This window comes from Micromonospora sp. NPDC049679, assembly GCF_040659735.1.
In the GTDB taxonomy this organism is placed as follows: Bacteria; Actinomycetota; Actinomycetes; order Mycobacteriales; family Micromonosporaceae; genus Micromonospora_I.
Genome location: NZ_JBFANZ010000014.1, coordinates 123088 through 134311 on the forward strand (window position 1 = coordinate 123088; position 11224 = coordinate 134311).

The 11224-nt window shown below is 70.5% G+C and carries 7 protein-coding genes and 1 riboswitch; of the genes, 4 read left to right on the forward strand and 3 right to left on the reverse strand.

The features are described 5' to 3' along the window. The first annotated feature begins 119 nt into the window (after positions 1-119). Positions 120-869, forward strand: a complete 750-nt coding sequence (locus AB0J06_RS12125) for a beta-phosphoglucomutase family hydrolase (protein WP_357427512.1) — start codon at positions 120-122, stop codon at positions 867-869. Then, positions 866-3232, forward strand: coding sequence for a glycoside hydrolase family 65 protein (locus tag AB0J06_RS12130; protein WP_357427514.1), 2367 nt, complete (start codon positions 866-868; stop codon positions 3230-3232). Before AB0J06_RS12125 ends, AB0J06_RS12130 begins: the two co-directional genes overlap by 4 nt. Before the next feature lie 15 nt (positions 3233-3247). Here the strand turns inward: AB0J06_RS12130 and AB0J06_RS12135 are convergent, their stop codons facing one another. Both AB0J06_RS12135 and AB0J06_RS12140 read right to left on the reverse strand, forming a co-directional pair. Further along, positions 3248-4273, reverse strand: a complete 1026-nt coding sequence (locus tag AB0J06_RS12135) for a hypothetical protein (RefSeq protein ID WP_357427516.1) — start codon at positions 4271-4273, stop codon at positions 3248-3250. 3 nt (positions 4274-4276) lie between these two features. Then, positions 4277-4412, reverse strand: a riboswitch (cyclic di-AMP (ydaO/yuaA leader). 360 nt (positions 4413-4772) lie between these two features. Next, complete coding sequence (locus tag AB0J06_RS12140; RefSeq protein ID WP_357427518.1) at positions 4773-5732, reverse strand: ATP-dependent DNA ligase; 960 nt, start codon at positions 5730-5732, stop codon at positions 4773-4775. A 331-nt stretch (positions 5733-6063) separates the two neighbouring features. Between AB0J06_RS12140 and AB0J06_RS12145 the strand changes: the two genes are divergently transcribed. Both AB0J06_RS12145 and AB0J06_RS12150 read left to right on the forward strand, forming a co-directional pair. Next, positions 6064-7233 carry an FIST N-terminal domain-containing protein gene (locus AB0J06_RS12145; protein WP_357427520.1) on the forward strand — a complete coding sequence of 390 codons (1170 nt, stop codon included), beginning with the start codon at positions 6064-6066 and terminating at the stop codon, positions 7231-7233. A 10-nt stretch (positions 7234-7243) separates the two neighbouring features. Next, positions 7244-9931 (forward strand): EAL domain-containing protein, encoded by a 2688-nt coding sequence (locus AB0J06_RS12150; RefSeq protein WP_357427522.1) that lies wholly within the window; start codon positions 7244-7246, stop codon positions 9929-9931. A gap of 128 nt (positions 9932-10059) precedes the next feature. Here the strand turns inward: AB0J06_RS12150 and AB0J06_RS12155 are convergent. Further along, on the reverse strand, positions 10060-11224 hold a 1165-nt coding region (locus AB0J06_RS12155; RefSeq protein WP_357427524.1), incomplete at its 5' end, for a fibronectin type III domain-containing protein.

Below are 11224 nucleotides of genomic sequence, written 5' to 3' on the forward strand. Positions count from 1 at the left end.
GCGACGGCGGGCGCCGGCTCGGGCGCGTGGGACGGCGCGTGCCGGACGTGCTCGGCGTGGCGGGCGCAGCATCGACAGAAAGGCCTATGGTCGGCCACCGCCCCCGCTAGATTGAGTGCGTGCTGGGTCTGCCCGCTCACGTGACGGCTTGTCTCTTCGACCTTGACGGCGTCCTGACTCAGACCGCCCGCGTGCACAACGCGGCGTGGGAAGAGGTCTTCAACGCCTTCCTGGAAAAGCGGGCGGCGACCACCGCCGAGCCGTTTCGGCCGTTCGACCCTGGGCCGGACTACGCCCAGTACGTCGACGGCAAGGCGCGTGCCGACGGGGTGCGCGCCTTCCTCGCGTCGCGCGGAGTGGTGCTCCCAGAGGGAAGTGCCGAAGACGCGCCAGACGTTGACACGGTCGTCGGCATCGGCAACCGTAAAAACGAGATCCTGCTGCGACGCATCCATGACAACGGCGTGCAGGTCTACGACGGGTCGGTCGCCTACCTGCATGCAGCGCGATGGGTCGGCATGCGCCGAGCGGTCGTGTCGGCGAGCGCCAATTGCCGCGATGTGCTCGTAGCCGCGGGCATTGAGGAGTTGGTCGAGGTGCGAGTGGATGGGATCGTTGCGCGCGAGCACGGGCTGCGTGGGAAGCCGCATCCGGACACGTTCCTGGCAGCGGCGCACCTGCTGGGGGTGGCCCCGCAGAACGCGGCGGTGTTCGAAGACGCGCTCGCCGGGGTGTCGGCCGGACAGGCCGGCGGCTTCGGCTGCGTGGTCGGCGTCGACCGCAACGGCAGCGCGGATGAGCTTCGCGCCAACGGGGCCGACGTCGTCGTGAGTGATCTGGGGGAGTTGCTCGTAGGAGCCGTGCGGTGATCCGGGAACGGGCCTACCCCGTTGAGCCCTGGCACGTGCGGGAAACGCGGCTGGACTTCGACGTCCTGGCCCAGTCGGAGTCGGTGTTCGCCCTGGCCAACGGCCACATTGGGCTGCGCGGCAACCTCGATGAGGGAGAACCCCACGGGCTGCCCGGCACCTATCTCAACTCATTCTACGAACTGCGGCCCCTGCCGTACGCCGAAGCCGGCTACGGCTTCCCGGAGTCCGGCCAGACCATGGTCAACGTCACCAACGGGAAACCCATTCGGTTGCTCGTCGACGATGAGCCGTTCGATGTGCGCTACGGAAACCTGATCTCCCACGAGCGGGTGCTCGACCTGCGGGCCGGCATCCTCGACCGGCGGCTGGAGTGGCGCTCGCCCGCCGGGCGGACCGCGCGCATCCGCAGCACCCGGCTCGTCTCCTTCACCCAGCGCGCCGTCGCCGCCATCTGCTACGAGGTCGCCGTCGACGAACCGTCGCGGATCATCGTGCAGTCCGAGCTGGTCGCCAACGAGGAGTTGCCCGAGCAGAGCAAGGACCCGCGGGTGGCGGCGGTGCTGGACCAGCCGCTCCAGGTCGAGGAGCGGCTGGTCCAGCGTGACGGCGGCCTGATGATCCATCGCACGAAGGCGAGCGGGCTGCGGGTCGCGGCGGCGATGGGGCACGAGGTCGACGGCCCGGAGAACATCTCGGTCAGCACCGAGGCGTTCGACGACTGGGTGCGCACCACGATCACCTGCGAGCTCAAGCCGGGGCAGCGGCTGCGCGTGGTCAAGCTCCTGGCGTACGGCTGGTCCAGCCGGCGCTCGCTTCCGGCGGTGCGGGACCAGGTCGGAGCGGCGTTGGCCGGAGCCCGCTACTCGGGCTGGGAGGGGCTCTGCGCCGAGCAGCGGGAGTTCCTCGACTCCTTCTGGGACACCTCGGATGTGCTGGTCGAGGGCGACCCGGAGGTGCAGCAGGCGGTCCGGTTCGGCCTCTTCCACGTGCTCCAGGCGGGCGCCCGCGCGGAGTTGCGGCCGATCGCGGCCAAGGGCCTGACCGGCCCGGGATACGACGGCCACAACTTCTGGGACACGGAGATGTTCGTGTTGCCGGTGCTGACGTACACCCAGCCGGCGGCCGTGGCGCAGACGCTGCGCTGGCGGCACTCGACGCTGGACCTGGCGCGGGAGCGTGCCCGCACTCTCGGGCTGAGCGGCGCGGCGTTCCCCTGGCGGACCATCCGCGGCCAGGAGTGCTCCGCGTACTGGCCGGCCGGCACCGCCGGCTTCCATCTCGCCGCCGACATCGCCGACGCCGTCCTCCGCTACATCGAGGTGACCTCGGACGTCGAGTTCGAGCGGGAGGTGGGGCTGGAGTTGCTGGTGGAGACGGCACGGCTCTGGCGCTCGCTGGGACACCATGACCGCAACGGCCTGTTCCACATCGACGGGATCACCGGTCCGGACGAGTACACGGCGGTGGTGGACGACAACATCTACACCAACCTGATGGCGCAGCGGAATCTGCTGGGCGCGGCCGCTGCCGCGATCCGGCATCCTGATCGCGCCTTCGCGCTCGGTGTCGACGACGAGGAGACAGCGGCCTGGCGGGACGCCGCTACGTCGATGCACGTCCCGTACGACGAGGAACTCGGGGTGCACCCGCAGTCGGAGGGGTTCACCCGGCACCAGGAGTGGGACTTCGCGGCGACACCGCAGGACCACTACCCACTGCTGCTGCACTACCCGTACTTCGATCTCTACCGCAAGCAGGTGGTGAAGCAGGCCGACCTGGTGCTGGCGATGCATGTGCGCGGCGACGCGTTCACGCACGAGCAGAAGGTGCGCAACTTCGCCTACTACGAGCGACGTACCGTCCGCGATTCGTCTCTCTCGGCCTGCACCCAGTCGGTCCTCGCCGCTGAGGTCGGTGACCTGGAACTCGCCCACGACTATCTGGGGGAGGCGGCGCTGATGGACCTGCACGACATCAACCGCAACACCCGCGACGGCATCCACGTGGCGTCGCTGGCCGGCGCGTGGATCGCGCTCGTCGCCGGACTGGGCGGGATGCGCGACCACGGCGGCAAGCTGTCCTTCGCGCCCCGGTTACCGAGCCGGGTCACCCGGTTGGGGTTCTCGCTCATCTGGCACGGGATGCGCTTGCGCGTGGACGTGGAGCCGCATGAGGTCACCTATTCGCTCCGCGACGGAGATCCCGACGCGACGATCGACCTGCAGCACCATGGCGAGGAGTTGACCGTCACGATCGACGGGCCCATCATCCGGCCGGTGCCGGCCGCGGAGCCGGCCGGCCCTCCGCTCCAGCAGCCACCCGGCCGGGCGCCCGCGCGGCGCGCCGCCAAGTCGGACTGAGGACGTCCGGGCGCTCTACAGCAGAGACAGGTGGACGTGGTTGGTGTGGGCGCTGGAAGGGTCACTGCCGGCGAGGGTGTACGCACTCCAGCCGGTGGCCGGGAACCAGACCTGCCGGTACCAGATCACATAGAGGATGCCCAGCTTGTCCGCGTTGCGGACCAGGAACGCGGCGAGATTGTTGCCGTACAACTTGGCGCTGCCCGTCGCGTCGCCGCCGAAGCCGCTCGCCTGCATGGAGAAGTCGCAGGCCCGACCCTTCGGATGCTCGAAGATGTCACCCGTGCGGAAGCAGCCGACGAACCGGGTGAAGCCGGCCCGCTTGGCCTCTTTGAGCGCGTGCAGCGTCCGCGGCGTGATGCAGCCGGAGGTGGTCGGGTCGTCCTGACTGCAGGACTGGGGAGGCCAGGAGCCGTCGCTGTTGCGCGGCGCCTGCCGCGCGACCGGTGAGGTGGCGCTGACGAAGCCCCCGGTCACCTCTCCACCGACCAGCTGGAGCGCCCGTTCGGCCTCTTTCTTCTGCTTGGCCATGACGGTGAGCTGCTTCTGCTGCTCGGCTGCCTCGGCGTCGATCGCCGCCTTGGCGCGTTCCGCCTGCACGCGGTTGTTGTTGAGCTCCTCGAGCTTCTGGTTGTCGCGCATGGCCATCATGTCGAGGCCCTCGGCGCGACTGATGAAGTCGTCGGGGTTGGCGCTGTTGAGCAGCATCATCATCGGGCCGATCCGACCCGTGCGGTAGGCGGTGGTCGCGACGTGCCCGACCTCCGGCAGGAGCGCGTCGATCCGCTCCTGCGACTTCTGCAGCTCCAGCGAGAGCTGCAACTGCCGCTTCCGCGAGTTGGCCACCGCGTTCTTCGCCTCGACGAATCCGCGACCGGTCGACTCGAGGACATCGCGGAGCAGGGGGGTGCTCCCCTCGTTGCCGGGCGTGCTGGGTGCGGCGGCGGCCGCGCCCGGGGTGATCGCGACCCCGGAGAGCAGGACCACGACCGCGAGCAGCGCTGCGGCCAGTGAGCCCCGCCGACGTACAAATGCCGTCATCTACGTTCCTCCCATCGGCCGCCTGCCGAGTTAGCTGACGGGTTCGGGACGGAACGATCCCTACCGCGAGTAGCGGATTCACCCCACGTGCGGTGGTTCCCCGGCTCGCCCCCAGGGGACGATTAGGCGGCGGTCACCGCCGGCGCCGAGGGGGCGCCGCCGGGCGGAGACCGCGCGCCAGCTTACCGGATCGAGATCAGCCATCAAGCCCGAACCGGGTCGCGCGATGGGCCGGAATGTGTTATGTGGCAACGACTTTGCGTTACGTAGCGTGATTACTGGGCTGGTGGAGTGCCGTTTGTGCGCGGTCGCGCGGGGTCCGACGGGATGAACTACGACGAATTTATGAATACCGCGGCGAAGAGCCCGTGCCCCATCCTCCGCTCAGTTGAGGAGGGTCCCTCCGACCATTCTGGAAACCCTGCCGGAACGGCTGACCGCAGACGAACCGCGGGCCCACCCGGCGTCGACGCCCGCGGCACGGCTGCGACACGTTCGGTCACCCCGCCAACGGCGGCACGTCGTCCACCCCGAGATCCATCCGGATGCGCAGGTGGTGCACGCGGTGACGCCACCGGTGCTGTTCGAAGGCGGTGTCCACCGAGATCTCGGCGACGAGCACGGGTGGCACCTGGTGGTAGGGGAGCGGCTCGGGATGGGGCAGTTGCCCGGACCAGGCGGCCGGGAGCGGTTGCGGCCACGGGTGCCCGGTGGTCTGTGCCGCGCCGGGCAGCAGCAACGGGATCAGTTCGCGCCGCTGCGCGGCCCTCAGTGGGTGGCTGCGCCCTGTGTAACGCAGCCGGCCCTGGGCGTCGTACCGCCCCAGCAGCAGCGTCTCCGGCTGGCCGAGCTGTCCCGTGACACCACCGATGATCGCCTCCGTCGTGGTCCGGTGCCGGTATTTCAGCCACCCGCGCCGTCCGGGTAGGTAGCGGCCGGACGCGCCCTTGGCGACCACCCCTTCCACCCCCGCCGCGTGCCATCCGCGCAACCATTCGGCGGCCTCTTCCCGGTCGGTCGTCTGGGGACAGAGCACCAACTCGGGCGGCGGGTCGGTGAGAAGCTCGGTCAGGGCCCTGCGCCGTTCGGCCAGCGGCCGGTTCAGCAGGGGAGCGCCGTCGGAGCCCTGCAACAGGTCGAAGACGACCAGGTGGGCGGGGTGCTGTCGGGCGAGGCGCCCCACCGTGCTGCCCGCGCCGAGCCGGCGCTGCAGGAGCCCGAAGTCGGTCCGGTCGCCCGCCCAGATGATCAGCTCGCCGTCGAGCACGACGCCCGGCGGCATCGCCGTGCGTACGACCCGGACGATGTCGGGGAAGTAGCCGTGCAGGGGCCGCCCGGCGCGGGACTGGACGAAGATCTGCTCGGGCTGGCGGAACACCACCGCCCTGAATCCGTCGAACTTGGGTTCGAAGACGCAGCCGGCGCCCCGGGGCAGCGCGTCGACGGGCTTCGCGAGCATCGGTTCGATCGGTGGTCGCAACATCGGCGGGGCGCGGTGGCGGGCGGCCGCGCGGGTGTGATCAGCCGGGCCCGGTGCCGTCAGCGTGCCTGATCGACCCCGTCATCGTCGTGTCCCTGCCATGGCGACCCCCTGACCGATCATGAGCCGCTGGCGGGTGAAGGCGCAGCGGAACGCCGCAATCGGCGCGCCCGCGGCACGGGAGGGAGCGGCTGAAGATGTCTTCACCCGGGCGCGAGGCGTTGTCGTGTGGCAACGGTCACCGCGTAGTGAAGATCCGGGAGGGAGGGGTACGTCTCACTTCGGTCCTCCGGATGCCGATGACCCCATCGTGACCGATCTACGAGTGGGAGTCGGCACCAGCGAACACCGCGACGCCGTCGAGGCCGGCCGGAGCGCCGCCGAGCAGGCCGTACGCGGGCTCGGTGGTGAGCCGCCGGCGCTGGTGCTGATGTACGCGACCGCCTGCTACGACCTGCCGGCGTTGCTGGCTGCCGTCCGCGCGGTGACGGGTGACGCGCCGCTGGCCGGCGCCAGCAGCAGTGGCCAGTTCTCCACCGGGCGCCTCATCGAGCCAGGTCGGGGCGTCTCCGTGCTGGCGCTCAGCGCCGGCCCGTACCGCTTCGGGGCGGCGTCGGTCACCGGGATGCGCGCGGACGCGTTTTCCGCGGGCCGCGACGTGAGCCGCGGCGCGATGGCCGCGGCCGGTCCAACCCGAGGTCCGCACAGCGCTCTGCTGGTTTTCTCCGATGGCCTCGCCGGCGACCCGCAGGGGCTGCTCAACGGGATCTACCAGGTGACCGGCGCGGCCGTGCCGGTGGTGGGCGGCGCCGCGGCCGCGGACCGCGAGTTGACCGAGACCCTGGTCTTCCACGACGACCGGGTGTTCGGCGACGGCGCGGTCGCCGTCTGGATCGACGCGCCGCGCCCGCTGCGGGTGGTGTCCGGTCACGGTTGGCAGTCGCATGGCATGCCGCTGCTGGTGACGAACGTGGACGGTCCGGTCGTGCACGAGATCGCCGGCCGCCCGGCGCTCGAGGTCTACCAGGAGAACTTCCGGTACGAGGATCCGATGCAGGAGCTGCCGACCCCGCGCTCGCAGGGATACCACTCGGCGCACGCGTTCGGACTGATCGAGCCCGATGGCACCCAGCTCATCCGTGGCGCCTTCGTCGACGACGACGGGCTCATCCGTACGTTCACGCCGCTGCCGCCGTTCAGCGCGGTCCAGATCATGTCCGCCGACCAGGACGACCTGCTCGACGTCTGCGGGCCCGTGGTGGCCGACGCGCTCGCCGTCGAGGACCCCCGGGTGATGCTCACCTTCAGCTGCGCGGCGCGGATGGACATCCTGCGTGACCGCGCGCCGGAGGAGGCGACCCGGCTGCAGGCCGCGGCCGGACCGGTGCCCACCTTCGGTTTCTACACGTACGGCGAGTTCGCGCGGAGCACCGGCGTGTCCGGCTACCACAACGCGACTCTCACCGCACTCGCTCTGTGAGGTGGCGTGAATGAGTAGCGCACGTGACGCGATCGGTGACGCCGAGCAGGTGGAGGAGCTGAAATTGCAGCTCTCCGCCGCGATCGGGGCGGTCAGCGAAGCCTACCGGCACAACGCCCGGATGGTGCGGGTGCTCACCGTGCTCGGTCAACCCTCGACGCCGGAGCAGCTCGTCGAGCAGACGTTGATCGTGCTCTCCCAGGTCTTCTCCGCCGACGTCGTCGGGATGGGACGGGCGGCCGCCGGTCGGCTCATGGTGACCAGTTGCTGTGGGCTGCCCGAGAACGACCCGGTGTTCCAGACGGGTTGGCCGCTCACCGGCGGTGCGGCCGAGGCGCTGCTGGAGGGCAAGGCCGTCACGCACGCCGGCGCGGAGCTGATCGGGGCGGACATTCCGACCCGGCTCGCGGAGTTGGACGTGCGGTCCGGCGTGTGGGTGCCGGTCTCGAGCGGGCCGGACGCCGGCGACCAGCTTCTGTTCCTGTTCCGGCGGACGGGGGAGTCGTTCCCGCCGACCGAGCTTCAGGTGCTCTCGTCCGTCGCGGCCCGGCTCCGGCTCGCCGTGGAAGCCCGGGAACGCGGCGTGGGGGTCGAGCGGCTGGCGCAGTCCGGGCACCGGCTCAGCCGCTACCTGGAGCTGCCGGCACTCTTCACCGAGACCGCCACGCTTCTGCCGCAGCTGATCAACGCGGACGGTGTGCAGATCGTGACCATCGACGGCGATCTGGCCGAGCCGCGGGTCGCGGACGCGGCGGACGGACTGGCCCGGTGGCCCGCGTCTGCGGCGCAGCTCCCGGGCTGGTTCGCGGCCGTACGGGGGGAGGCGTACCGGGGGGACTCGCCGTTCGATCCCGAACGGGTTGTGCTCTGCGTGCCCGTGATGCGCGACGGCGCTCCGGTGGCGTTGCTGTACGCCTTCCGCGACGCGCGGCGTCCGTTCCTCACCGATGCGGTGGAGACGGCGACCATCTTCGCCAACTACTTCGGCGCCGCGATGAGCAACGCCGGGCTCTACCGGGCGCTGCGCAGCAGCGAGGAGTCGCTGCGTCTGATCACCGACTCGATCAGCGATCTGATCGCGGTGGCCGATGCCGGCGGGCGGTTCGTCTACGCCTCGCCGTCGTACGGTCGGGAACTTGCCCACCAGCCCGACGGGCTGCTCGGCACGGCCCTTTCCGAACTGGTGCACCCCGCCGACCGCGACCGGGTGTACCTCGCCCTGGCCGATGCCGCCCGGTCGCCGAAGGTGGAATACCGGCTCCGGACGGGACACGGCAACTGGCTCTGGGTGGAGACTGCCCTGCGGCCGGCGCCGTCCGACCACAGCACGGTGGTGCTCTCCTCCCGTGTGATCGAGGGTCGCAAGCAGTTGGAGGACGAGCTCCGGCGGCGCGCCACACACGATCCGCTGACCGGGCTGGCCAACCGCGCGCTGGTCAAGCAGCGGCTCGATGAGGCGCTGGCCGGGCCGGGCGGTCATCCGGTCGGGCTGCTCTTCTGCGACCTTGACAAGTTCAAGGAGGTCAACGACCGGCTCGGGCACGACGCCGGTGACGACCTGCTGCTCCAGGTGGCCGACCGGCTGCGTGGCTGCCTGCGCCCCGACGACCTGCTCGCCCGGTTCGGCGGCGACGAGTTCGTGGTGGTGCTGGAGCGGGTCCGGGATCTGGGCGACGTGAAGGACGTGGGACGGCGGATCGTCCGCGCGCTGGAGGAGTCGATCCTGCTCCGGGACGAACGGGTGGAGATCTCGGTCAGCGTCGGGGGCGTGCTCGGCGTGCCGGATCGGGCCACCCCGAGTTCGATGCTCCGCGACGCCGATGCGGCGATGTACGCGGCGAAGAACAATGGTCCCGGCTTGGTGGAGGTCTTCGACGAGGCGGCCTCGCACCGGTCGCTGGACCGGCTGGAGCTGCGGTCGGAACTGGTCCGCGCACTCGATCGCGAGCAGTTCAGCGTGCACTACCAACCGATCTTCGACCTCGCCGGCGGCCGTATCCTCGGCTTCGAGGCGCTGTTGCGTTGGCACCACCCGGTCCGCGGCATGATCCCACCGGACGTGTTCATCCCGCTCGCCGAGGAGACCGGCTCGATCGCCGCGATCGGCAGTTGGGTGCTCGCCGAGTCGTGCCGCCAGCTCGCGACATGGCAGCGGTTGCCGGGCTGGGAGCGGTTGGGGATCAGCGTCAATCTGTCGGCCACGCAGCTCCGCGAGCCGGATCTGGCCGGGCACACCCTCGCTGTGATCAAGCATGCCGGGGTGCAACCGACGGACGTCTGGCTGGAGATCACCGAGCACAGTTCGATCCGGACGGACGTGACCGAGTTCGCCACCACGCTGCGCGCCGCAGGGGTGCACTTCTCCCTCGACGACTTCGGCATCTCGTACTCCAACCTCAGCCATCTCAAGCGGCTCCCCGTGGAGGCGTTGAAGATCGACCGCTCGTTCGTCGCGGGAGTGACCGAGAAGGACACCGACCGGGGCATCGTCCGGGCGATCCTGGCCATCGCCGATTCGCTGGGGCTGCAGGTGGTCGCCGAGGGTATCGAGACGCCGGAACAGCGGGCGCTGCTGCTCTCCCTCGGCTGCCAGCAGGGGCAGGGTTACCTGCTGTCCCGGCCGGTGCCGCCGGAGATGGCGACCGAGATGCTCCGCGAGGCCCGGCCACTGCCGAGATTGCTGCGGTCGGCGGGCTGAGCGACGCCGTGGCGACAGCGCCATGAACATGCCGCGACACCGTCGCGCATCGGGGGACAGCACGAGAGCGCCGGCCGGGACGCGGGGTCCCGGCCGGCGCATGTGATGTCACTGAGCTCCGAGGGAGGTCAGCCGGCCTGCGGGATGCCGTTCATCCGGCGGGGCCGCCGGAAGCTCAGCGTGAACATCGCCGCGCCGCTCACCGTGGCCGCGATGCCGACGAGGAACATTCCGGTCAGCGCGCTGCCGGTCATCGGCAGATTGTCAGATGTGTCGGAGACATTTCGCAGCCCGACGGTGACCGCCAGCTTCATGACGCGGGGCGAGCCGTCAGGAGCGACGCCCTGCGCGATGAACGTGTGGTTTCCCGGCGCCAGCTCGGTCGGCACCTTGACGGCGATGCTGAAGTCGCCGTTCTCGTCGGTGACCACCGAACCGAGGCTGATGGGCGTCGAGTAGATGGTGATCGTGACGGTCGAGAACGGGGCGAAGCCGGTGCCCTTGATCACGATCGTCTGACCCGGCGTCGCGGTGCTGATGTCGCCCTTGTCGGTGGTCAGCGTCAGGGTCGTCGTCGGCACCTCGGCCGGCGTCTTCGGCGCGGTCGGGGTCACCTCGTTCGACGCCTCGCTGGGCAGCGAGTCGGCGGTGGCGGCGTGCGCGATGACCCGCACCCGGTAGGTGACGCCCGCCTCGGCGCCCAGCACGCAGGTCGTGGCTCCGGTGGTGCTGCAGGTCGCCTCGCCCGGCTCGGCGAACGCCGTGTAACCGGTGACGGTGACGCCGGTCGGGACCGGCGCCGTCCACGTCGCGGTGATCGAGGAGACCCCGGCGGCGGCGGTCACCGCGGTCGGCGTGTCCGGCGTACCCGCCGGCGGCGCCGCCTTCACGGTGAAGGTGCGGGAGACCGCGGACGCGGGCAGATAGCTGGCGTTGCCGCCCTGGCTCGCCTCGATCGTGCACTCACCGCGCGACACGAGGGTGATGGTCGCGGCAACAGCGGCCTTGGCGCGGGCGCTGGCCGGGCCGACGACGGTGCAGACCGTCGGCGTGGTGCTGGCGTAGCTGACGCCGAGGCCGGACGACGCGGTGGCGGTCAGGGTGATCGATTCGGTCGCGAGCGACACGGTGGACGGTTGCGGGAAATCGATCGTCTGCACCGCCCTGGTCACCTGGAAGTGGCGCACAACCATCGCGGCCGCCTGGTAGTTGGCATTGCCGCTCTGCCTGGCCTCGATGGTGCAGGTGCCCGGCCCGTTGAGCGTCACCGTGCTCGTAGCGGTGGCGCCGCGT

Coding starts and splice junctions, on each gene's coding strand:
- AB0J06_RS12150 (WP_357427522.1), top strand. CDS start 7,244: ATGAGTAGCGCACGTGACGCGATCGGTGACGCCGAGCAGGTGGAGGAG.
- AB0J06_RS12135 (WP_357427516.1), bottom strand. CDS start 4,273: ATGACGGCATTTGTACGTCGGCGGGGCTCACTGGCCGCAGCGCTGCTC.
- AB0J06_RS12140 (WP_357427518.1), bottom strand. CDS start 5,732: ATGCTCGCGAAGCCCGTCGACGCGCTGCCCCGGGGCGCCGGCTGCGTC.